21 protein-coding genes and 6 pseudogenes are annotated in these 21,466 nt (G+C 56.6%); 6 read left to right on the top strand and 21 right to left on the bottom strand.

What is annotated here, in order from left to right:
- Positions 1-298: 298 nt before the first annotated feature.
- A pseudogene (locus MHM84_RS18840) lies at positions 299-823 on the bottom strand (ATP-binding protein); the annotation flags it as partial.
- Between MHM84_RS18840 and MHM84_RS18835 the strand changes: the two are divergent.
- Both MHM84_RS18835 and MHM84_RS18830 read left to right on the top strand, forming a co-directional pair.
- Positions 810-1,058 (top strand): annotated as a pseudogene (locus MHM84_RS18835) (transposase); the annotation flags it as partial. The pseudogenes MHM84_RS18840 and MHM84_RS18835 overlap by 14 nt on opposite strands.
- 422 nt (positions 1,059-1,480) lie before the next feature.
- Positions 1,481-2,761 carry an Nramp family divalent metal transporter gene (locus tag MHM84_RS18830; protein WP_239268151.1) on the top strand — a complete coding sequence of 427 codons (1,281 nt, stop codon included), beginning with the start codon at positions 1,481-1,483 and terminating at the stop codon, positions 2,759-2,761.
- A 220-nt stretch (positions 2,762-2,981) separates the two neighbouring features.
- Here the strand turns inward: MHM84_RS18830 and MHM84_RS18825 are convergent.
- Both MHM84_RS18825 and MHM84_RS18820 read right to left on the bottom strand, forming a co-directional pair.
- Positions 2,982-4,060, bottom strand: a protein-coding gene (locus MHM84_RS18825) for an IS3 family transposase (protein ID WP_239268149.1) whose coding sequence is annotated in 2 segments (ribosomal slippage) — positions 2,982-3,805 and positions 3,805-4,060 — 1,080 coding nt in all. Because the reading frame shifts where the segments join, the coding sequence is not laid out codon by codon here.
- A gap of 17 nt (positions 4,061-4,077) precedes the next feature.
- Positions 4,078-4,245: pseudogene (locus MHM84_RS18820) on the bottom strand (transposase); the annotation flags it as partial.
- A gap of 11 nt (positions 4,246-4,256) precedes the next feature.
- On the opposite strand from MHM84_RS18820, the gene MHM84_RS21520 reads away from it, so the two are divergent.
- Positions 4,257-4,730, top strand: a complete 474-nt coding sequence (locus MHM84_RS21520) for an IS110 family transposase (protein ID WP_253562278.1) — start codon at positions 4,257-4,259, stop codon at positions 4,728-4,730.
- A 192-nt stretch (positions 4,731-4,922) separates the two neighbouring features.
- Here MHM84_RS21520 and MHM84_RS18815 read toward each other — a convergent pair whose 3' ends face one another.
- The 8 genes from MHM84_RS18815 to MHM84_RS18780 all read right to left on the bottom strand — a co-directional run bounded on the left by MHM84_RS18815 (position 4,923) and on the right by MHM84_RS18780 (position 13,580).
- Complete coding sequence (locus MHM84_RS18815; RefSeq protein ID WP_343218308.1) at positions 4,923-5,600, bottom strand: poly-beta-1,6-N-acetyl-D-glucosamine N-deacetylase PgaB; 678 nt, start codon at positions 5,598-5,600, stop codon at positions 4,923-4,925.
- A gap of 266 nt (positions 5,601-5,866) precedes the next feature.
- Positions 5,867-6,784: a heme o synthase gene (gene cyoE / locus MHM84_RS18810; protein WP_239268145.1), complete on the bottom strand. Its 918-nt coding sequence runs from the start codon at positions 6,782-6,784 to the stop codon at positions 5,867-5,869.
- A 12-nt stretch (positions 6,785-6,796) separates the two neighbouring features.
- Positions 6,797-7,129: a cytochrome o ubiquinol oxidase subunit IV gene (gene cyoD, locus MHM84_RS18805; protein ID WP_239268143.1), complete on the bottom strand. Its 333-nt coding sequence runs from the start codon at positions 7,127-7,129 to the stop codon at positions 6,797-6,799.
- Positions 7,126-7,782 (bottom strand): cytochrome o ubiquinol oxidase subunit III, encoded by a 657-nt coding sequence (gene cyoC / locus MHM84_RS18800; RefSeq protein ID WP_239268141.1) that lies wholly within the window; start codon positions 7,780-7,782, stop codon positions 7,126-7,128. Before cyoC ends, cyoD begins: the two co-directional genes overlap by 4 nt.
- Positions 7,782-9,809, bottom strand: coding sequence for a cytochrome o ubiquinol oxidase subunit I (gene cyoB / locus MHM84_RS18795; protein WP_239268139.1), 2,028 nt, complete (start codon positions 9,807-9,809; stop codon positions 7,782-7,784). Before cyoB ends, cyoC begins: the two co-directional genes overlap by 1 nt.
- A 7-nt stretch (positions 9,810-9,816) precedes the next feature.
- A complete protein-coding gene (cyoA, locus tag MHM84_RS18790; protein ID WP_239268137.1) occupies positions 9,817-10,779 on the bottom strand; it encodes a ubiquinol oxidase subunit II in 963 nt (320 codons plus the stop codon).
- A 597-nt stretch (positions 10,780-11,376) separates the two neighbouring features.
- Positions 11,377-12,249 carry a flagellar motor stator protein MotA gene (motA, locus tag MHM84_RS18785; protein ID WP_239268135.1) on the bottom strand — a complete coding sequence of 291 codons (873 nt, stop codon included), beginning with the start codon at positions 12,247-12,249 and terminating at the stop codon, positions 11,377-11,379.
- Between the two features lie 273 nt (positions 12,250-12,522).
- A protein-coding gene (locus MHM84_RS18780; protein ID WP_239268133.1) for an IS3 family transposase occupies positions 12,523-13,580 on the bottom strand; the annotation gives its coding sequence in 2 pieces (ribosomal slippage) (positions 12,523-13,475 and positions 13,475-13,580; 1,059 coding nt in all).
- A 245-nt stretch (positions 13,581-13,825) separates the two neighbouring features.
- Here MHM84_RS18780 and ptsJ point away from each other — a divergent pair.
- Positions 13,826-15,154, top strand: a complete 1,329-nt coding sequence (gene ptsJ, locus MHM84_RS18775) for a transcriptional regulator PtsJ (RefSeq protein WP_239268131.1) — start codon at positions 13,826-13,828, stop codon at positions 15,152-15,154.
- Positions 15,155-15,275: 121 nt separating this feature from the next.
- Here ptsJ and MHM84_RS18770 read toward each other — a convergent pair whose 3' ends face one another.
- Entirely contained in the window at positions 15,276-15,407 is a 132-nt protein-coding gene (locus MHM84_RS18770) for an IS110 family transposase (protein ID WP_239268129.1), read from the bottom strand.
- A gap of 308 nt (positions 15,408-15,715) precedes the next feature.
- On the opposite strand from MHM84_RS18770, the pseudogene MHM84_RS18765 reads away from it, so the two are divergent.
- Positions 15,716-16,665 (top strand): annotated as a pseudogene (locus MHM84_RS18765) (IS481 family transposase).
- A pseudogene (locus MHM84_RS18760) lies at positions 16,659-17,113 on the top strand (transposase); the annotation flags it as partial. The pseudogenes MHM84_RS18765 and MHM84_RS18760, both read left to right, overlap by 7 nt.
- A 28-nt stretch (positions 17,114-17,141) precedes the next feature.
- On the opposite strand, the pseudogene MHM84_RS18755 reads toward MHM84_RS18760, so the two are convergent.
- From MHM84_RS18755 to MHM84_RS18715, 9 genes and pseudogenes are all read right to left on the bottom strand, one after another.
- A pseudogene (locus MHM84_RS18755) lies at positions 17,142-17,273 on the bottom strand (class I SAM-dependent methyltransferase); the annotation flags it as partial.
- A 14-nt stretch (positions 17,274-17,287) separates the two neighbouring features.
- Positions 17,288-17,881 (bottom strand): hypothetical protein, encoded by a 594-nt coding sequence (locus MHM84_RS18750; protein WP_239268127.1) that lies wholly within the window; start codon positions 17,879-17,881, stop codon positions 17,288-17,290.
- An 85-nt stretch (positions 17,882-17,966) separates the two neighbouring features.
- Positions 17,967-18,248 carry a hypothetical protein gene (locus MHM84_RS18745; RefSeq protein WP_239268125.1) on the bottom strand — a complete coding sequence of 94 codons (282 nt, stop codon included), beginning with the start codon at positions 18,246-18,248 and terminating at the stop codon, positions 17,967-17,969.
- 82 nt (positions 18,249-18,330) lie between these two features.
- Positions 18,331-18,552: a hypothetical protein gene (locus MHM84_RS18740; RefSeq protein WP_239268123.1), complete on the bottom strand. Its 222-nt coding sequence runs from the start codon at positions 18,550-18,552 to the stop codon at positions 18,331-18,333.
- Between the two features lie 23 nt (positions 18,553-18,575).
- Positions 18,576-18,713: a DUF3275 family protein gene (locus MHM84_RS18735; RefSeq protein WP_275445866.1), complete on the bottom strand. Its 138-nt coding sequence runs from the start codon at positions 18,711-18,713 to the stop codon at positions 18,576-18,578.
- A 3-nt stretch (positions 18,714-18,716) separates the two neighbouring features.
- Entirely contained in the window at positions 18,717-19,730 is a 1,014-nt protein-coding gene (locus MHM84_RS18730; protein ID WP_239268121.1) for a zincin-like metallopeptidase domain-containing protein, read from the bottom strand.
- A 100-nt stretch (positions 19,731-19,830) separates the two neighbouring features.
- Complete coding sequence (gene radC, locus MHM84_RS18725) at positions 19,831-20,316, bottom strand: DNA repair protein RadC (RefSeq protein ID WP_239268119.1); 486 nt, start codon at positions 20,314-20,316, stop codon at positions 19,831-19,833.
- A 107-nt stretch (positions 20,317-20,423) separates the two neighbouring features.
- Positions 20,424-20,819, bottom strand: a complete 396-nt coding sequence (locus tag MHM84_RS18720) for a hypothetical protein (protein WP_239268117.1) — start codon at positions 20,817-20,819, stop codon at positions 20,424-20,426.
- 86 nt (positions 20,820-20,905) lie between these two features.
- Positions 20,906-21,430: a hypothetical protein gene (locus MHM84_RS18715; RefSeq protein ID WP_239268115.1), complete on the bottom strand. Its 525-nt coding sequence runs from the start codon at positions 21,428-21,430 to the stop codon at positions 20,906-20,908.
- Between the last annotated feature and the right edge of the window lie 36 nt (positions 21,431-21,466).

The raw sequence follows: 21,466 nt of genomic DNA, 5'->3' as shown, positions 1-21,466 counted from the left end.
CAGCTCATCGACCGACGCGGAGTGGCGTCTTGTTGCTGACCTCTTCGAGGAGGAAGGCCAACGCGGCACGCCACCCCGTTATCCTCGGCGACTGCTGGTCGACGCCTGCTGTTATGTGGTTCGTAGCGGGTGCTCGTGGCGCATGCTGCCCAGGGGCTTTCCACCCTGGCAGAACGTCTACCGAACGTTCCGCCGCTGGAGTCAACAGGGCAGGTTCGAACGGATGCATGACCGATTACGGGCGCAGTTTACGGGCGCAGTGGCGATGTCAACGTCACTGAAGGTTGTCAGGTTTTCATCAGTCTGAACTTGGTACAGGGTCAGGTTCGTGTGAGGTCTCATCCTCCTTTGTGGTGGGTGTGTTCACCAAGCCGGCTCGTCGCTTGTCTTTCAGCCGGTAGCTCTCGCCTTTGATGTTCAACGTGGTCGAGTGATGCAGCAGCCGATCCAAGATCGCCGTGGCGATGACCTGATCACCCAAGATCTCGCCCCAGTCCATGAACGACTTGTTCGAGGCGAGGATAGTGCTGGCCCGCTCGTATCGGCGGTTGATCAAGCGAAAGAACAGGCTGGCCTCTTCGCGGGTCATCGGCAGATAGCCCATCTCGTCGAGGACCAGAACCTTGGGGTAGGTCAACTGCTGGAGTTGTCGATCCAGGCGATCCTCCTGGCGTGAGCGCACCAGGGTGCTGACTAGTCGATCCAGGGTCATGAACAGCACTTGATGGCCCGCTTCGGCCGCCTTCACGGCCACGGCCAGGGCGACGGCGAGATGGGTCTTGCCGACACCGGGCGGACCGAGCAGGACGACGGACAATGCCCTCGTCGAGTCCTCTAACGGCAAGTTTCGAGCTGAATGCCTGAACACTCATTGGTTTCTATCTCTGGACGATGCCCGGCAGAAAATCGAAACTTGGCGGCAGGACTACAATCAAGTCAGACCCCATTCTTCCTTAGATTGGCTAACGCCTGAGGAGTTCGCTGCAAGTCTCTGTCGAACGGAGACTTCCAGCGAAACATCGGAATTTCTACTGAGAGCCGGTTTTGATATGGGGTGAGGGTCATGAAAACACCTCGAAAGCAGGATCGGTGTCCAACTTACGGGGTGCAGTTCAAGACCGGGGCTTTGACAAATCCAAGCAACGAGAACGGAGCGTGATTGCACGAGGCTTCAGCTGAATCAAGGAGCTACGGCGCATCGCCACTCGATATGACAAGCTCGACAGGAGTTTTCGCGCCATGGTATGGCTTGGCTTGTATAGACCATTATCTACGTTGCGTAGCTTTTCGTAAAAGAACCTAACTCGGCATCATCTTTGCTATCACTGGATTGGTAAGGCTTGCCCCCTGATTGGGCTTGCGGTCTCGTCGTAGGCTTGGCCGCCTCAGAAATTAACGAAAAATACTCGTGGGCAACCTGCCAATTTTTAGATAGCCTTAGGTTATTTCTATAACCATGGTTAACTAAAGATGCTCTAAGATGTTGAATTCAATCTCTGATCAGTCCATACGTAGCAAGGCGACTCACATCCTCAATGGAAAGCGGCGCCGCTGGGGGTGGGTACCATTTATCGGCCCTGCGCTGATTGCAGCCGTTGCCTATATCGACCCTGGCAACTTCGCTACCAATATTGAGGCTGGCTCGCGGTATGGCTACGCTCTGCTTTGGGTCGTACTAACGGCCAATCTGATGGCCATGCTCATTCAGAGTTTTTCTGTGCGTCTCGGCCTTGCAACCGGAAAAAATCTACCCGAAGTCATTCGTGAGCGGTTTCCGCGTCCAGCGGTGTGGGTTTACTGGGTGCAAGCTGAAATCATCGCCATTGCCACCGATTTGGCTGAATTCTTGGGTGCTGCCTTAGCTTTCAATCTCTTGTTTGGCTTGAGTCTGATGGAAGGCGCCTTATTGACCGGGGTGATTACCTACATTGCGTTGCTTCTTCAGCGCTTCGGTTTCAGGCTATTGGAGATAATTATTGGCGCCATAATCATAGCGATAGCGGCAGGATTCTTGCTAGAGATAATAATAAGCCGCCCGGCTCCAGCTCCCTTGCTCAAAGGATTACTTATTCCAGGGTTCCCCGAAGAATATGCGCTTTACTTGGCAGCTGGCATGCTAGGGGCCACAGTTATGCCCCATGTAATCTATCTGCATTCAGCCTTATCGCAGCGGCGGATACAGGTCATTGATGATCGGCAGCGTTTGCGCTTAATGAGATTCTACCGATGGGATGTGATTGTCGGCATGGCGATAGCTGGGTTAGTCAATTTGAGTATATTGGCACTAGCTGCAGCGGTATTCCACGCACAGGGCCGCACTGATATTGCGACAATTAGCGATAGTTATGAATTGCTTTCCCCCATGCTCGGGGAACAAGCAGCCAGTCATATATTCGGCATAGCACTGCTGCTTGCCGGACTCTCTTCGTCGATTGTAGGTACATTGTCTGGCCAGGTAATCATGCAAGGATTCGTAAACTTCACCATCCCAGTGTGGCTACGCCGTCTAGTTACCATGCTGCCAGCGTTGGTGATTATCATGCTAGGCGTATCCGAGCAAAAAGCACTGGTTGCTAGTCAGGTCGTACTCAGCTTCGGCATCCCATTTGCTCTGCTGCCGCTGCTTTTTTTTACAGCAAATCATAAAATCATGGGGAACCTTACAAATAGTAAAGCGGTAACCGGCCTTGGAGGAATCATCTGCTCTATAATCATTGGGCTAAATGGCTACGTTTTATACTACGCCTTCCTTGGTCTCTGAAATTCACTAGAAGTAATATTATTACGACAGGTTACGGCATTATCAGCCACGCTGGAATAGGCATGATTACGTATATATAACTTCCATTTACTGGGGCCATGATGGAACCTGCTCTACATTCTGTCTGAAAAATAGATTCACAAACAGCGCTCGATGCAGGCCAGCGTGACCATGACCTTCCCCCGGTTTAGGTCCGCTCACAATGTGAGAAATTCCAGCTTCATGCGCACTGCTCGGCATACGCTACCGGTGGTAAATAACCCAGTGAGCTGTGCGGTCTGACATGGTTGTAGTGGGTCCTCCATTGCGTGATTTCGTGCCGTGCATCCGCCAGGCTCAGGAACCAGTGTTGGTTGAGGCAGCCGTCCCGGAACTTGCCGTTGAAGCTCTCAATGAACGCATTCTGCGTCGGCTTGCCCGGCTGGATGAAGGCCAGCGTCACCTTCCGCTCGCGCGCCCAGAAGAACATTGCCTTGCTGGTCAGCTCCGGCCCGTTATCGCAAACAATCGAGGCGGGTAGAGAGCGTTGCTGAGCAATCTCGTCCAGGAATCGGGCCAAGCGACGCCCGGAAATGGACGTATCTGCCAGTTGCCCGACACACTCTCGGTTGAAGTCGTCCACGATGTTCAGCACGCGAAACCGACGCCCCGAGGCCAACTGATCCGACACGAAGTCCATTGACCAGCGCTGGTTGGGGCGGTCCGGCAGTGGCATCGGTGTCCTCGGCCGGATCAGTCGCTTGCGCCGTCGGGTCCGGACCTGGAGGCCATGCTCGCAGTACAGCCGGTAGGTACGCTTGCGATTGATCACCAGACCCTCCTGACGCAACAGTGCATGCAGCAGTAAGTAGCCATAGCGGGGATAGCTCGTCGCCAAGGCTTGCAGGCGTGCCCGAAGCGACGCATCGTCACGCGGTATGGCCTGATACCGAGCCACTGATCTTGCCAGGCCCAGCAGTCGGCAGGCGCCTCGCTGGCTGAGCCAGCCGCCCGTCACCAGATGCTGTACCGCCCGCCGCTTCGCTTCGGGCGTCACCACTTTCCCGAGATGATCTCCTTGAGCGCGGCATTGTCGAGGGCGCTTTCCGCCAACAGCTTCTTGAGCCGGGCGTTCTCGGCTTCCAACTCGCGGAGGCGCTTGGCCTCCGAAACCTCCATGCCGCTGTACTTGGCCTTCCAGCGGTAAAGGGTCTGCTCGGTCACGCCGTTTTGGCGGGCCAGCTCGGCGATTGAGACGCCGCGCTCGTTGGCCTTGAGAATACTGATGATCTGCTCTTCGGTATGGCGATTACGCTTCATCGCGAGATCTCCTGCTATCAGAGTAAACGTAGCGGAAATCTCACATTGCCGATGGACCGGTTTCTGGGGAGAAGGTCAACCATGGCGCGGTAACTTTTCGCCAGCTTGTCGTAGCGAGTACAGAGTCGCCGCTTTTCCTTCATCCAGCCAAATAGACGCTCTATCACATTGCGACCAGCATATCGAAGCCAGCCTGGTGCGACTGGCGGCAGCCCGCACCGTGCTGGAAGCGCCTTTGCCAGTTCCAAGGCACCGGGAATCGAATCCCAACGTCCAGGCCTTTGACATACGTGGTGTGTTGTATCGTGTAGTCGGTACGGACCTGACCCAACTGAGCGGGATCGGTTCCTATCTGCCCTTGAAGCTGATCGACGAGTGCGGCCTCGACATGACTCGTTGGCCAACCGCCAAACACTTCACCTCCTGGTTGGCGCTGTCGCCTTGTAACAAGATCTCGGGCGGCAAGGTGCTGTCCTCCCAAGAGCCGAGCGGCGGCACTGCTACGCTTGGCGGCGGTCACCCTGAGCCGCACCGCGACTGCACTGAGTGCCTTCTACCGCCGACTATCCAGTCGCATTGGCAATGCCAAAGCCGTGACAGCCATAGCACGCAAGATCGCCGTGCTATTTTACAACACGCTGTGCTTTGGACGGGTCTACCAGGATCCTAGCGTTAACTATTATCGGCAGAAGGTTCTAAAAATCTACGTCACCGTGCAGAGGGCTTGGGTGATGAACTAACCCCAGCGGCAACCATCAAGCAGCGGGCTTTTTAGGAAACCGTAGCAGAAACCAAGGGAGTAAAAACTTACTTGGCTGTATGTTTCTTTGGTCAACACTAATTACAAAGAAAAGCTAGCTTTTTATAGTGCTGTTTTCAATTCTGTCTCGAGAGAGAATTCTCGTCGTAGTACCCCTGTTTTTGGGTGCCCATTGATAAAGTCATTAGGATAGTATCCGTAATTCATGTTTCCAGCGTCGCGGATCAATTCCATCCACTGGGCAAGCGTCTCGCTGGGCACAGGGGATTGGCTCCGCCAGTCCACGGCTTGAAGCTCGAAGACCAAGCGCTTTGCCGGCATCACTTTTAGCGCTTCTGCTGCAAGCCGCCTTAGCCACGCCTCAGCATTCTCAGCTCCTTCCATATAGGGCATGACCATGACGGCAGCGTAATCGTACGCTTGGCCAAACGCCTCTATGTTCTGCGCAAACCACACTTGGCTCTCAGGGTTGAGCACTACCGGTGCGTATATATTGCGGGCGATGAGAAAGCATTTAATGTCATACTGACGATAATAATCGGCGGTATCGCGTAATTTATAAGTAAAATCAATTAATAACTGCGTCTTGCGCCGGGTCCATTCAGCCATTAGCTCTTCATCTTGGTGTATTTGGGCGATATTGGCCGGCAAATTCCACTTTTGTTCGTACCATGACAATGCAGCTGAGCTGGCATCCTCGTAATCGGTCATGAGCCCATCATCGTGAAAAAGCAGACTGTCGAAATTAGCCATCCGGCCAAGTATCTGCCAAAAGGGCACCGATCTCTCGGTATACAGCCAAGATGAACTCAATGCGATCGCTGATTCGCTGAACACACGGCCACTCAAGGCATTGGTTTGACGGACGCCGCTGGAGGTTTACGCGGACGTTCTCAAGAAATCAATCGCTGGACAAGCCACCCTTCAATAGTGTTGCACTTGGAACTTGAGGCCACCCACCCTCTAACCGAATCACGAAAAAACGCCCTGGCCATTTGGCCAGGGCGTGAATGCCTTTCACTCAGGGCAGCCAAGGCTACACAGGGCTACAGGGACAAGCTAGTGCGCAGGAAGCCCTGGGGTTGGGCGTCGGCGAGCATGGCCGCCGGTTCCACCCTAAAATCCACCGCCATCATCACGCTTAGCGCCGTGATCATCACGATCGAGAAGGCGAACTGTTTCTTCGCCCAAGCGCAGTCATCGTTCTTGCGGTAGCCCAGCGAAGCAAGATACAGCCAGTACAGGCTCATCGTCGCTGCCACGGCAAAGTAACCATAGCCGGCATACCCCAGCACTGACAACGCCAGCGCAGCCGCCATGAACGCCACGATGTACAGCACGATGGAACGTTTCGCTGCGGCGATTCCCTTCTTCACCGGCAGCACCGGAATCGATGCGGCACGGTAGTCGTTGAAGCGGAAGATGGCGATCGCATAGGAATGCGGCATCTGCCAAAGGCTGAAGATCAGCAGCAGAATGGCCCCTCCCATGTCGAACTGGCCACTGGCGGCACAATAGCCAATGACCGGCGGTGTAGCACCGGACAGGCTACCGACCAGCGTACCGTAGACCGAGTTGCGCTTCAGGTAGAGGCTGTAAAGCACGACATAGACGAAGAAGCCCAGCCCGGCGAACAGGGCAGACAGCGGATTCGCGCCCCAGTAGAGAAGCGCGACCCCGGCTAACCCCAATGCCGTGGCGAAAGCCAACGCGACACGCGGTGATACCAGCCCCCGGGCCAAGGCCCGGTTGCGGGTACGCTCCATCTTGACGTCGATATCGCGATCGATGACGTTGTTGAACACGCAGCCGGAAGCGATTACCAACGCGACCCCAGCCAGCGTAGCGAGAAACAGGGGGAGATCGAACTCCCCCCGGGCGGCCAGAAAATAGCCGCCCGTCACGGAAATCAGATTACCGAAGATGATTCCCGGCTTGGTCAGGTTCAGATAGCGCTTGATCATCGCATTGCCAGCTTAGTCGAGCATCATGTTGAGATGCAGATTCTGCATGATCCACAGCGAACCGCCGATAACCAGCACCAGAATCTTCACGGTGAAAACGAACGACATCAGATTCCAGCCTTCATCGGCCTTGGTGTTCATGTGCAGGAACATGATCAGTTGAACAAGAAGCTGCAGCACTGCAGCGCCAACAATGACGATCACCGTGGTCAGCGTACTGAATGCCCCGGTCATGACCATGCCGAACGCGACGACGGTCAGGACGATGGACAGGATCAGGCCGATCACATAGGACTTGACGCTGCCATGACTGGCATCATCGTGACTAACGTGTGAACCGCTCATGCCATGGCTCCCATCAGGTAGACGAAGGTGAATACGCAGATCCAGACGATATCCAGGAAGTGCCAGAACAGGCTCAGACACATGATGCGCGGACGCGTGATAGCGTTCAGGCCCTTGGTCTGAAGCTGGACCAGCATCACCAGCATCCAGATCAGGCCGAAGGTCACGTGCAGGCCATGGGTACCCACCAGCGTGAAGAAGGCCGACAGGAAACCGCTACGCTCCGGACCAAACCCTTCGTGGATCAATTCCCGGAATTCGTAGACTTCCATCCCCACGAAGCCAGCCCCCAGTACGAAGGTGACCCACAACCAGGCCTTGAGCTGGCCGAGCCTGTTGTCGTTCATGGCCAGCACGGCCATGCCGTAGGTGAAACTACTGAACAGAAGCAGCATGGTACCGACGAGGATGAACGGAAGGTTAAAAATCTCACTCGGTGTCGGTCCGCCTGCCGTGCCCTTGATTAGCACGGCATAGGTGGCGAACAGCGTCCCGAAGATGATCAGGTCGCTCATCAGGTAGACCCAGAAGCCGAACACCTTCATGCCGCCAGCATCGTGATGGTCGTGTTGATGCGCCTGTACGTCGTGGCCTTGGTCATGCCCGTGCTCGCTCGGCTGAACAATCTGGTTGCCAAGAGTATCGGTAGCCATTACGACTGCCCCCCCATAGTTCCGATCCGCCCATTGCCATGTGCGTCGTGCTTGCTGGCTTCGGCGAGACGCTCATGGTGCGCTCGCTCGATAAGCTCGACTTCCGCAGCAGGTACGTAGTAATCCACGTCATCGTTGAAGATACGCGCCAGGAAGCTGACGAAGACCCCCAGGGCGCTGACGATGGCCAGCCACCAGATGTGCCAGACCAGGGCGAAGCCGAGAATTGTCGCGAATAGGCTGATGATCGGCCCGGCCGCCGTATTCTTGGGCATATGAATATCCTGGTATGGCGGCCTGGAGGTCTCAAACTCGCCGGCCTGCTTCATTTCCCAGAAGGCATCAATGGCCTTCACATTCGGTAGGTGCGCGAAGTTATAGAACGGCGCCGGTGACGAGGTCGACCACTCCAGCGTACGGCCGTCCCACGGATCGCCAGTCACGTCACGCAGTTGCTCACGGTTACGATAACTGACCACAAACTGAATCACGGTGCAGGCAATACCCATCAGGATGATGAGTGCGCCAATCAGCGACACAATCATCAATGGCTGCCACTCGGGGTTGGCATACGACTGCATACGACGCACAGCCCCATAGAAACTCAGGATGTAGAGTGGCGTGAATGTGACGAAGAAACCGATAATCCAGCACCAGAAAGAGCGCTTGCCCCACGTCTCGTCCAGCTTGAAGCCGAACGCCTTGGGGAACCAGAAGGTCAGGCCGGCCAGCATGCCGAACACCACCCCACCGATAATTACATTATGGAAGTGCGCAATGACGAACAGGCTGTTGTGCAGCACGAAGTTGGCCGCCGGCACCGCTAGCATCACTCCGGTCATGCCACCCAGGGTGAAGGTGATGATGAAGCCCAGCGTCCACAGCACCGGCGAAGTGAACTCCAGGCGTCCGCGGTACATGGTGAACAGCCAGTTGAATATCTTCACCCCGGTGGGTATGGCGATGATCATTGTCATGATGCCAAAGAAGGCATTGACGTTGGCGCCCGCTCCCATGGTGAAGAAGTGGTGCAGCCAGACGACGAAGGCCAAAAACGAGATCGCCATCGTTGCCCACACCATGGTGTGGTAGCCGAACAGGCGCTTCTTGCTGAACGTCGAGATGACTTCGGAGAACACACCGAACGCCGGCAGGATCAGGATATACACCTCGGGGTGACCCCAGGCCCAGATGAGGTTGACGTACATCATCTGGTTGCCGCCAAGATCGTTAGTGAAGAAATTCATTCCCAGGTAGCGGTCCAGCGTCAGCATCGCGATGGTCGCCGTCAGGATCGGGAAAGAGGCAATGATCAGGATGTTGGCGCAGAACGACGTCCAGGTGAAGATCGGCATGCGGAACAGGGTCATACCCTTGGTGCGCATCTTGAGGATCGTCACGAAGAAGTTGATACCGGTCAGTGTCGTCCCTATCCCCGATATCTGTAGTGCCCATATCCAGTAATCGACCCCGACCCCGGGACTGTAATCTATCCCCGAGAGCGGCGCATAGGCCAGCCAGCCAGTCTTGGCGAACTCACCGACGAACAGGGACACATTGACCAGGATGACACCGGCGGCGAACAGCCAGAAGCTCAGGTTGTTCAGGAACGGATAGGCCACGTCACGCGCCCCGATCTGTAGCGGCACGACCAGGTTCATCAGGCCAATGACCATGGGCATGGCCACGAAGAAGATCATGATCACGCCATGCGCGGTAAAGATCTGGTCATAGTGCTCGGGCGGCAAATAGCCCTCCGCCCCGCCGACTGCGATGGCTTGCTGGGAACGCATCATGATCGCATCGGCAAAGCCACGGATCAGCATGACCAGGGCGACGAGGAAATACATGATACCGAGCTTCTTGTGATCGACGGAAGTGATCCACTCCTTCCACAAGTACCCCCAGCTCTTGCTATACGTAATCCAGCCCACGAGCCCGGCGATAATCACCGCCATAACGGCGACGACCGACATGATGATCGGCTCGTGATAGGGGATCGATTCCCAATTCAATTTTCCGAACATAATAATTTTACTCCGCTACCGCTGCGTTCGTTGGTTTAGCTTGCCCTTCCGCGGGGGGGGCTTCCGCTGCAGCGTGCTCCTCACCATTTCTATCATTTTGACCCGGCTGGATAACCTTGCCGCTCTTAAAGCTCTGAACGATGTTTTCATAAAGTTCAGGCGATACGTTCGAGTAGTACTCGACCGGATGGCCAATGGTCGGCGCAGCGAGTTCCTCATAGCCTTGCTCGAAAGAGAGCGACTCAGGGGCCTGTCGCACCTTCTCGACCCAGGCTTCGAACTCTTCCGGTGAAGTGACTTGCGCTTCGAAGAGCATCTCCGAGAAGCCGGCACCACTATAGTTGGTGGAGCGACCGGGATAGACACCCTCTTCCTCGGCGATCAGGTTCAGGTCGTTGTCCATGCCGGCCATGGCATACAGCTGACTGCCCAGGCGCGGAATCATGAACGAGTTCATCACCGTGCCGGAGGTGATGTTGAAGTGCACCGGCGTGTCGACCGGAAACGCGACTTCATTGACGCTGGCGATGCCCAGGTCGGGATAGATGAATAGCCATTTCCAGTCGAGCGCGACGACGTCGATTTCCACCGTTTCGACGCCTTCCTCGGTCTCGATAGGCTTGCTTGGGCTGAGCGAATGCGAAGTCTGCCAGGTAATGACCGCCAGAAACGCGATGATCACGAGAGGGATGAACCAGACGATCGACTCAATCACGTTGGAGTGGGCCCAGTTCGGTGTGTACTTGGCCTTGTAATTGGTGTTGCGATAGCGCCAGGCGAACAGGAACGTCATCACGATGACCGGGACGACCACAATCATCATCAGCCAGAAGGCAGTGATGATCAGCGACTTGATCTCACTGCCGACTTCCCCTTTGGGATCCATCAACGCCATGCTGCAGCCACTCAATAGCAGCGGCAGGATCAGCAATGGCAACGTTTTGAAAAAAATGAGGTTTTTTATCCTCATCCTACGGCTTCGTTCAGGCATGGAAGTGGCCATCTAATACACCTTGGCTAAATATTATCAGGCTAATAAGGTGACTAATCAGAGATCGGATGCTGTTCCGCCTTCCTGGCGACACCCGCGCGAGAGTCCACTCGAACGACGCGTCCCGATACGTGAACACGCCTTGGACGAGCCTGCTTCACTACAGAAGGTATGAAGAGGTTGCCAATCGAGAGAGCGGCGAATTGTCGCGTAATCGGTGCGACACAAAAAGGGGCGTTTTGTCGCAGCTACAGAGATAAACCGATCGAGCGCCACATACCAGCAACGTACGCAGACAGCTGTCACTATACTCCCTGTTCTCCAGCCTGATAATTGAGTCGCCGATTCTGCGTTGCCACGGTGTAAGACTCAAATCAGACGGCAAAAGCGTCCCCGCATGAGCCTGAGCTCCCCCAGGCCGCCGGCTTGCGCGCTAGCAGTAATGGTGACAGCATCCCAAGCATCACTTGAAGCCCCCGGATGCAGAAACTCGCTTGTGCCAAGGCGGCCTCAAGCGATGCTAGACGATTTACCTTTACAACTCTCTATCAATATGCCTGAAAGAGGTGCAAAGGCTCAGGATGTCTCTGAAGTGCTCCTAGAAGCACGTACATGCTCTTCGAGCTCGCTAAATGTTGGGCGCTCTGCGGTAAAGAGCGCCTTGCGACCGAACTCGACTGCCAACTGTGGGGCATAGCCATTGAGGCTCGCCATTAAAGTGACACGGATGCAGTGCAGCATTTTAACAGCCTCGGTCACCTGATGGTGAATCTTTGTTGCAACCGGATTAACAAAACCATAGGCTAGCAAAATTCCCAGGAAGGTCCCGATTAGTGCATTGCCAATAAGCATACCCATCTCTTCAGCCCCTTGGTCAGCCGAGCCTAGCGCATGAACGACGCCCATGACAGCGGCTACGATACCGAAGGCAGGCAAGCCGTCTCCTACCGTTTGCAAAGCATTTGCCGGAACTTCTCCTTCTTGCTGAAAGGTCTCGATCTCATGTTCCATGAGAGCGTCAATTTCGAACGGGTCCATGTTTCCGCTAACCATGAGTCGCAAGTAGTCAGTAAGAAACGCCATGATCATTGGGTCTCTGACTATTTTGGGGTAATCGGCAAAGACCTCGCTATTATCAGGATCTTCAATGTCTCGTTCGATGGCCATCATTCCATTGCGTCGAGCCTTTGAGAGAAGCTTGTACTGAAGGGCCATAAGTTCCATGTACATGGCCTTGTTATACTTCTTCGTCCGCTTGAGCTTGGAAAATGAGTAAAGAGTTGCTTTGATAGCCTTACCGCTATTGGATGCTATGAAAGCGCCTACTCCTGCGCCACCAATCATTACGATCTCAGCCGGTTGATAGAGCGTACCGAGGTGCCCACCGATCATTACGTAGCCACCAAATACCGATAGAGTAACTATGATATAGCCAAAAAAAAGTAACATGGGATACAGCCTTCGTTTGCACATCCAAGCCTGTATATCGGCAGAATCCCTTTTGACTGAAGGAAAGGTTGGCGTTTTCAATGACCGAGTGCAACACCTGACCCATCAGGCACTGTGTTGCGTGAACTCACAGTGTTGCCGCAGGCTACGATGCCAGCCTGGCGAGCTATCGGGCACGGCTGGCACGCCATCGGCCCCGTCGGCTGACCTTCACCCCATATCAGGACCGGCTATCAGTAGAAATTCCGGCGATATTTCGCTGCAAGTCTCCGTTCAACAGAGACTTGCAGCGAACTCCTCAGGCGCTAGCCAACCTAAGAAGAATGGGGGTCTGACTTGATTGTAGCCCTGCCGCCAAGTTTCGATTTTCTGCCGGGCATCCAGAGATAGAAACCAATGAGTGTTCAGGCATTCGGCTCGAAACTTGCCGTTGGAGGACTCGACGAAGGCCTTGTCCGTCGGCTTGCCCGGGCGACTGAAGTCCAGCGTGACGCCTTGTTTGTAGGCCCAACAATCCAGTACGCGTGAGATGAATTCCGGACCGTTGTCGACCCGGACTGCGCAGGCTGTCGACCTGTCTCGTTCAAGCGAGTCATGACCTCGACCACATCCGCAGCAACGATCGAGACATTCTCGACTGAACTCGTCGACCAACGTCAGGGCCCGCAGACGCTTACCGTTGAACACTGCATCGCTGACGAAGTCCATGCTCCAGACCTGATCCAGCCCCGTGGCTAGAACGCGTTCGCGCCGAGTGGCGGACATCCGGTGGCGCCTGGGCCGCTTGAGGCGCAGGCTAAGGCCAGCTTGGCGGTACAGCCGGTACACACGCTTGTGGTTGATCTCCCAGCCCTCGCGCTTGAGCAGTTCATGTACCCGTCGATAGCCGTAACGTACACGGGTGGCGGTGATCTCGCGGATCCGCTGCATCAGCGGTCGCTGATCCTGGACCTGACTGCGGTAGTAAAACACCGAGCGCGCCAGGGCGAGGACGCCACAGGCCTGCCGTGTACTGGCACCGAACTGTTCGATCAGGCTCTTGGCCAGTTGCCGCTTGCGCGACGCGCTCAGAGCTTTTTTGATAGGATCCTGAAACATCGTCTTGTCCAGCGAGAGATCAGCAACCAGCTGCTTGAGCTTGCGATTCTCGTCCTCCAACTGCTTCAGGCGGCGTAGCTCCGATGGCCCGAGACCGCCGTACTTCTTGCGCCAGGCGTAGAACGTAGCTCGCTGATGCCCATCTTGCGGCACACCTCTCCGACCCGGGTACCCAGCTCGGCCTGCTTGAGGGCGAAAGCAATCTGCTCCTCGGTGAAACGGGATTTCTTCACGGCACAGTTTCCTAGGAGACTTTCACAGTGTGCCGGAATCTCTCGATATGCCTGTCCAGGATTCGGGGAGAGAGTCATACGGCTACAGCGACACGGCGTATTTCTTTTTGAAGATCCGTGCCGCGTTTCCCGGCAAAGTGCGATGAACCAAAATATTGGCGGTTGTACTCGTTGCAATGAAAGTAAAACGGTGGCGTTTTTTCTTACCTAGGTCCAAGTTAATATTGACTAAGAAAGAATATACATTGACATGGGGCAAGATGAGAATTAACGGCAAGACCACTCAGGAGATATACGACTGCATTCGTGCTCTGGTGCAAAGCGGCAACCTGCTGCCCGGCGATTTACTTCCGCCCGTGCGTGAGTTAGCGGAAACGCTTGAGGTGAATCGCAATACGGTTGCGGCAGCTTACAAGCATCTGTCGAAAGTGGGCATCGCTGTTACTCAGAGGCGCCTGGGCACGACCATCTGTGCGCCGCCCCAGGCAGGCGAGCAGGAGGGATTGAGTCCCGAAACAGCATTGATCGATCTTGCCCACGGCAACCCTAATCCACAGTGGCTGCCCGAGCCGCAGGCGTTGCTCGCCGAGGGGCTGCCTAGGCCGTTTCTGTATGGTGAGGACACGATCCTTCCCGAACTGCGCCAGTTGGGACGCGATTGGTTCAGGCTGGATTGCCCGTCCGATCACGAGTTGGAGCTGACACATGGTGCCGTAGACGCCATTGAGCGCCTAGCGGCTGCGCAACTGCTGCCAGGCGATCAAGTTGCTGTGGAAGATCCTTGCTTTCTGGGCACTATCAACGCGCTGCGCTTGGCCGGCATGCAAACAGTCGGTGTCGTAATCGACGAGGAGGGAATGCGGCCGGAGGCATTGGAGGCGGCCTTGGATAAAGGCGTGCGGGCAGTTCTGGTCACGCCGCGCGCTCACAATCCGACGGGATGCAGTTTGTCCAAGCATCGCGCGGACGCATTGAAGCGGATTTTCGCGGCGCATCCGAATGTACTGATTATCGTCGATGATCACTTTGCCCTGCTGGCCGAGACGCCATATCACTCCATCATCCCAGCCACAACGGCCCGCTGGGCGCTGATACGCTCTATCTCAAAAGGCCTGGGGCCGGACCTACGCCTTGCCTTCGTCGCCTGCGATCCAGCAACTGCGGACAGGCTGCGAACCCGCCTGGCACCGGGTATGATGTGGGTCAGCCACATTCTCCAGGCGCTCGTCGGTAACTGTCTGGCCTCAGTAGATGTTCGCAAGCGACTCGACTATGCGTGCAGCGAGTATGCATGCCGCCGCAATGAGCTGCGCACAGCCTTGCAGGCCCAGGGAATCGAAGTGCCGCCTGCCACGGAGGGGGTTAATGTCTGGGTGCCGTTGCCCAAGGACGCGAAGGAGGTGGCCCATGCACTCGCCAAGAAAGGCTGGCTGGTTAGGCTCGGCAGCGCTTTCGAAGTGCAAGCTTCGGCGCAGGCAATCCGGGTCACGATATCCAAGCTGCAGGACGGCCAGGCCCAACGCTTTGCTGAGGATCTGAGATCGAGTCTTGCACATGGCCATGACGCCACCTAGCTGTGGTTCTTGGTAGATACCGTCTTACGTATCAGCGCACAACAGCTAATATTGGTTCAAACGGCATGCCGGCTTTCAGCACGCCATAAACGATATGCAGCAATTTCGTATAGCGGCGCAACTACGCTAGCAGTGCCGCAAAACCACTTTCATCATTGGCGAGCTTGAGGCGAGTGCGATACTTGCCATTACATAGGCGCGTGGCTACGTCGAACGTTTTTTTGGCAATATCAATTCCGACGACACTGGCCATGATTGAACTCCTCTAACCTTGAATCGACGATCCTCACGTCGCTCAGCTTGACCTTGTCCATGCGAGCTTCCGCAACATCGGGCTCCAGATACCGTTCTAACTTTCCTGAGCGAGTGTTGACGGGTCGGGGCACTATCTACGGAGCAGGCTAATAGCCTGAGGTTGCTCACGGCTTACCGACCCGTCACCCGATGATCAGTCGGGACCAGCTGTTCTGACTGAACAGCTGGCGAGATACAAGATTGCTCATCCGGAGCCTACCCGGAAAATTGGAGATGCGAACCAACCAACCTCTCTAGGAACCCCGGATGAATACCCATAAGAATGCCCGTCTCACCCCCCATGGTCGAGCCCTGCTGGATGCCCGTGTCATCAATGAAGGGCTTCGGCCAAGGGAGGTGGCACAGGCCCAGGGTGTCAGTGAAAGAACGGTTTACAAGTGGGTGCGCCGTTACCGTGAGGTGGGCTACGCTGGTCTTCAGTACCATACGTCACGCCCTGCTCGAAGCCCTTTCGCAACAGACACGATCACCGTAGAGCAGATCATCGCGCGTCGTCAGCAGCGCCAGACCTATCGTCAGATTGTCCAGCCGCTGGGAATCGGCCAGAGTACGGTGGCGCGCATGCTCAAGCGCCGAGGGTTGAACCGGCTGGCCGTCCTGTCACCGACACAGCCAGACAATCGCTATGAGCACGACGTGCCCGGCGACCTCTTGCATCTGGACATCAAGAAGCTGGGCGCTTCGAGCGTCCGGGACATTGAGTGACCGGCAATCGTCAGCAGAACACGCTTGGCGCAGGGTGGGAATAGGTCCATGTAGCCATCAATGACCACTCGCGAGTGGCCTTCAGCAGCGTCCACCCTGACGAGACGAGCTGGAGCGCTTGCCTGGCCCTGCTTCGGACAGTCCGCTACTACGCCAGCCTGGGCATCCGCTTTGTCCGAGTGCTGACCGGCAACGGTGCCTGCTATCACTCCCGCCGCTTCCAGCGCCTATGTCGGTGACTGCAGCTGAGACATCGTCGGACCAGGCCTTACGGTCCACGCACCAATGGCAAGGCGGAGCGGTTCATCCAGACCGTACTCCGTGAGTGGGCCTACGCATGGTCGCACGCGAGTTCGGAGGAGTGTGGCAGGCATCTGCCTGCCTGGCTCCATCAGTACAATTGGCATCGGCCACATGCCAGTTTGAACTATCAACCTCCGATCAGTCGGCTGGGGCTTTGCGTGAACAACCTGATGGGTTTACACAACTAAACCTCAAAAATCTTGGTTTCAAAGGTATCGACCCGCACACGACAGGTCGGCCCGCCTACTATCCCGCTGTGCTTTGAAGCTTACATCTATGGCTGCCCCAATCGCATCCAGTCGAGTCGTCGCCTGGAGCGCGAGACGCAGCGCAATGTCGAGCTAATGTGGCTGACTGAGCGACTGACCCCGCATTTCAAGACGATCGCCAATTTCTGCAAGGATAATGGCATAGCCATACGCCAGGTCTGTCGAGAATTTATCGTGCTTTGCCGCCGTCTGGAGCTTTTTCCCCAGACATCGTGACCATCAATGGAAGCAAGTTCAAGGCCGTCAATAACGTGGCCGTAACTTCACAGCCACTAAGGTGGATCGTCGCCTTGAGCAGATTCAAAACAGTTTTGAACGATACCTCACCCAACTTGATGTGGCAGGTCGCAAGGAGCCAGCCCTGACAGAAGCAAGGACCGCCCATCGGCATAGAGATCAAGGATCCGTACACGCTGGTCGTGTGACGTGCTCAGCGCATTCAGCACACGCTCGAGCGTGGCCTCGTCGGTCGGGTAGTAGCCATTCTTGGCAAAGTTGCGTGCCAGGCGTGGAAACATCAGAGCCATGGTGGCCTCCTGGATTATTGGATGGTGAGTTCACCGGAACGAATGCGGTGACCGATCGCCTCCTGGACTGAAGCCAGCGAGAGATCGATCCAGACGCCGGACAGACGCTCGGACGTGCGATCGAGCATACGGATGGCCCCGTGCTTGAGGAGCAGCTGCACGACCGTAGGCCGCCAGTGATCCAGGAGTGGATACGCCGCCAGGTCACGCAGCCGTGACCAGAGCATGGCGCTCTTGTCCTGTCGGGGATCTCGTTCGTTGAAGATGGCGTAGCACTGTCGGTTAGCCCGATCGGGCTCATGACAGCGCTGATCGAACAGCCAAAGGTTCAGCAGACTACCGAACCGCGTTTGCCGATAGGTCCGCGTGGTGCGTCTCCCCAACCGGTCGCGATTCAGGTGCAGCCGGACTGGCTGCTCTCCCATCAGAGTCAGGCTGTCGAAGCCGCCTTCGCCGATCGGCAGCGTTAGCTTGGCCATCAGTTCATGAATGGCGGTATCCCTCCCCCAAAGAGAAAGGAACACTGCGCTGTCGCCGTCAGCGATGTAGCTGTCCAGAAATAGCTCCGGGGCCTCCTTGAGGCGCCGGAGCCGGGGTTGAGTCGTCATGCTCGCCTCCGTGGTAATGAGAATGGGGCGAGCAGCCCCCCCAGGGGGGGGCAAACATCGCCCCCAGGGGTGGATATGAGTGTCGTTAGACGGGTCTGAACCGACGTTCCTCGGGTGCATAACGGCGTGCGTTATTGCCCTGGCGGATCGGAGTTTGCCCCTCCTCGTAAATCTCGGTGAGGTACTGGTCACGATAGGCTTCGATTGCCTGTCGTGCCGGTGTCACCGGAATGCCTTCTTCGATAAAGAACTCGAAAAGCTCCTCATCGGTTGAGGATTCGTTATTGGATAGCTGGTCCTCGATCATTCGCAGCTGTGCTTCCGTGAGGGCTGCAAAGGCCGGGTCCATGGATTTAGTCGCTGGCATGTTCGTCTCCATCAGGTTGCTGATGGGCGATCCCACCCCGACGGGCTGGAATCGCCCGTTGGGGGAAGGATCTTTCAGTCAGTCAGGCACGCAGACGCTGGGTCCAGCTACCGCTGGCCAGTGCCTGCTCAGCCTGGTCGTGTGTAGTGAAGTACTCCGCCGACTCGCGCGAGACGGGAAACCCTGTTTCATCGGACGTACCCAGATAGAAGCCTGCCGCACTGCACAGGACGCCAACGGGCAACGTCAGGCCCAGCTCACGATAGGCGAGGTGGCCATTGGGTATGTCGAGTGTGGACGTCATGCACTGTCTCCTTGGTAGAAAGCTCAGGCGGCTGCAACAGCCGAGTAGTTCCAGGTCTGCGACGCAGCATCGAACCGATAACCGAGCTGCTTCAGGCGCGAAACCTGAGCCCGGAACGTGCCTCGGCCGACCGTAGGGTCCAGCTTGACGCTATCGCCCAGCGGTCACTGATGGCCGAACAACTCGATGTCCTGGTCATCCGCCTTGGGACGCGGTTGAGACGCTGCCTCGATACGTTCCCGCTGTGGTTCGTCAGTCGACGCCGGCGCACGGTTTTCCTGGTAAGCCTGCTTCAGGAACTCCGCTGCCAGGCGTGCCGCGCCGGTTGCCCGAAATATGGCTCTCTTGTCATCCCGCAACGCCTGAATCCAGCTGGCGATGTAGGCGGCATCGAAAGCCTCGTTTCGGATCCCGAAATGACCACACAGAAACGCACTCCCCAGCTGAGCGACCAGCTCCTCGAGCGCGTACTTCGGCGAGCCGTAAGTCGCGTCGGGGTCGGTGATCCCTGGGCGTGCCAGGCGTGATTCGTGCCCTGTAGCGTGCGTAAGTTCATGCAGTGCGACGCTGTAATACCCCTCAGCATCGTGAAACCGCTCCTTTGCCGGCAGCAGTACGCGATCCTGTTTGGGGTAGTAACCGGCAATCTCACGATCCAGCGAATGCACCACCTTGATGCCACAGCCGCCGATGAAGTCGTCCAGCGCATCCACGCTGTCGAATCCCTCGACTGCCGTCGGCGGTGGGTTCGTGATCTCGTCAGGGAGCCCATCACACTGATCAATGTTGAAGAGGTTAAAGCCCCGCAGAATGGCAAAGTGCTTCTCCTTCGGGTTGCCCTCTTCATCCAGCACGGGTTCGCCGGCATCGTCGACGATTTCCCGTTTCATGGGTTTGTAGAAACACGCCAGGGTACTGCGTTCGCCCTTGCGTACCGTGCACCCGGCCTCTTTCGCCTGGCGAAAGGTGAGCCAGCGGTCCTGAGAAAAACCGCGCTTTTCCGCCATGTCCCAGAGCAATGGCACGTTGATGCCGTTGTACTGGCGACCGGAGACGGCGTTGCGCGGTATGAGCGGCGTCCGACTGGAGGAGTCCCAGGGACGCCCGACACCGGGAAGCACCCCCTGCTCGAGACTGTCCAAGATCCTGTCGGTGATGGCTTGGTAGATGTCACCCATGGTTGCATCCTCAAATTGAGGACCGGGCCGCCCCCAACCGGGAGCGAATCCCGGTCGGGAGTGAAGAACCCGGCACGCCGGGTTTGTAGCGTTAAAAAATTCAGAGCAGGCGATGTTCGGCGAACGAATACGCTCGCCCATGGCCAACGATGAAGTGATCCAGCACGCGGCAATCAACCAGTCCCAACGCTTCAACCAGCTTTTTGGTGATATGGCGGTCAGCCGCACTGGGCTCCGTCACACCACTTGGATGGTTGTGCGCCAGAATGACCGCACCTGCGTTGTGCTTCAGAGCGGCCTTCACGACTTCGCGGGGATAGACCGCCGCAGCGTCGAGGGTGCCCTGGAACAGCTCCTCGCATGCGATCAGGCGATGCTGGGAGTCCAGAAAGAGGACGCAGAACACCTCGCGCGCGCTCTCTGCCAGCTGTATGTCCAGGTAGTCGCGAACCGCGTCTATGGTCGAAAAAGAGACTTGCTGAGGCAGCCAGCGGCTTTCGCGAAGCCGGCGAGCTTCAGCAGCAATCGTCTCGGGAGGGGCCGGGGCGTAGTTACCGCAGGCTTCTTGAATCATCAGTACCGACATTTTCGTATTCCTTTGAAAATGACCGGGCCGCCCCTACCGGGAGCGAGTCCCGGCGGGGATTGAAAGAAGCCCGGAGGAACGGGCTTCATGGCTTAACGTGGAGTAGCTCAGGCAACCAGGCGTTGATGACCGGCCAGCGAGAGCACAAGTGCGTGCTTGTTAAGGAAGGTCTCGATCTCCGCATGAATCTCGAGGCGCAGTGGCTGACGGAAGTCGCCGGTGCTAGGCAGTGCCGTTATGTCGAAGTCGAACGACCGGCAGCCGTCCGGTGCTTTCGCCAACGCGACACGCACCTGGTCTATGAAGGCGTCAAGACGCTCCAGCCAGTGCAGGCTGGCCATGACGTCGTTCGCGGCCGCCGTCTCCGTGAGCATGGCAACCTCGTTCATGAGGGCCTGCTCCATTTGCACCATGACGTCGCGGCGCTCGGGGCAAAGCCCTCGGCACTGCGCCTTGGTGGTGATATCAATGCGGATGGGGCTAGGGTTGATAGTGCGATTCATGGTGCTTCTCCTTGATTGAATAAAAAAGGGAAGCACCTCGCCCCCATGGGGAAGGAAACTTCCCCATGGGGTGAATACTGCTTGGTTTATGCCGACAGGACCTTGGCCGACCAGGAGTAGCGATGCGTATTGATCTTCTGATGATCAACGATCCTTCCTTGGTCATCGCGGATCGGCTTCTGGACGACGACGGCCTGGCGTCCGAGGAACTCGAGCGCAACCGTGTCATCAACCGCCAGGGATGTCTCGCGCGCGACGCGCCTCAGATCGACACCCCACAACGTCTTGTCGTTACCACGCCCTGACCGCAGCGTGATGTAGTAGCTGAGACTGTTCGCCTCATCGAACTGATAGGGAGCGCTGCCCAGGGCAACGATCTTCCCTTGATGCGCAGAGCCCTCACGTTCAGACGAACCAGGCGAGGACGCCGGATCGTCGTCAGATTGGAGATTGGGATCAAAACCGATCTTGATGATCCCCAGGCGCTTGAGCGCCCAGAGAACTACCAGGGTCAACCAGATCCACAACAGTGGCTCAGGCAGGACTTGCGGCAGCATGATCGGTATGAGTACAGCGAACAGGAAGGCGCGTGAGCCTTTGAAGGGATTCATGGCGTTGCTCCAGTGGATCGGATCCAGGAGAAACAC

It is taken from the genome of Halomonas sp. McH1-25, assembly GCF_022348165.1.
Classification (GTDB): Bacteria; Pseudomonadota; Gammaproteobacteria; order Pseudomonadales; family Halomonadaceae; genus Modicisalibacter.
Note: the sequence above shows the minus strand (reverse complement) of the source record. Positions and strands in the feature narration are given on the sequence as shown.

Excerpts from the sequence above, each read along its gene's own strand:
- cyoE (WP_239268145.1), bottom strand. The coding sequence starts at position 6,784 with ATGATCAAGCGCTATCTGAACCTGACCAAGCCGGGAATCATCTTCGGT.
- cyoD (WP_239268143.1), bottom strand. The coding sequence starts at position 7,129 with ATGAGCGGTTCACACGTTAGTCACGATGATGCCAGTCATGGCAGCGTC.
- cyoC (WP_239268141.1), bottom strand. The coding sequence starts at position 7,782 with ATGGCTACCGATACTCTTGGCAACCAGATTGTTCAGCCGAGCGAGCAC.
- motA (WP_239268135.1), bottom strand. The coding sequence starts at position 12,249 with ATGTTACTTTTTTTTGGCTATATCATAGTTACTCTATCGGTATTTGGT.
- MHM84_RS18730 (WP_239268121.1), bottom strand. The coding sequence starts at position 19,730 with ATGGGTGACATCTACCAAGCCATCACCGACAGGATCTTGGACAGTCTC.
- MHM84_RS18750 (WP_239268127.1), bottom strand. The coding sequence starts at position 17,881 with ATGACGACTCAACCCCGGCTCCGGCGCCTCAAGGAGGCCCCGGAGCTA.
- MHM84_RS18740 (WP_239268123.1), bottom strand. The coding sequence starts at position 18,552 with ATGACGTCCACACTCGACATACCCAATGGCCACCTCGCCTATCGTGAG.
- MHM84_RS18720 (WP_239268117.1), bottom strand. The coding sequence starts at position 20,819 with ATGAATCGCACTATCAACCCTAGCCCCATCCGCATTGATATCACCACC.
- MHM84_RS18830 (WP_239268151.1), top strand. The coding sequence starts at position 1,481 with ATGTTGAATTCAATCTCTGATCAGTCCATACGTAGCAAGGCGACTCAC.
- radC (WP_239268119.1), bottom strand. The coding sequence starts at position 20,316 with ATGTCGGTACTGATGATTCAAGAAGCCTGCGGTAACTACGCCCCGGCC.
- cyoB (WP_239268139.1), bottom strand. The coding sequence starts at position 9,809 with ATGTTCGGAAAATTGAATTGGGAATCGATCCCCTATCACGAGCCGATC.
- MHM84_RS18715 (WP_239268115.1), bottom strand. The coding sequence starts at position 21,430 with ATGAATCCCTTCAAAGGCTCACGCGCCTTCCTGTTCGCTGTACTCATA.
- cyoA (WP_239268137.1), bottom strand. The coding sequence starts at position 10,779 with ATGAGGATAAAAAACCTCATTTTTTTCAAAACGTTGCCATTGCTGATC.
- MHM84_RS18745 (WP_239268125.1), bottom strand. The coding sequence starts at position 18,248 with ATGCCAGCGACTAAATCCATGGACCCGGCCTTTGCAGCCCTCACGGAA.
- MHM84_RS18770 (WP_239268129.1), bottom strand. The coding sequence starts at position 15,407 with ATGGCCAGTGTCGTCGGAATTGATATTGCCAAAAAAACGTTCGACGTA.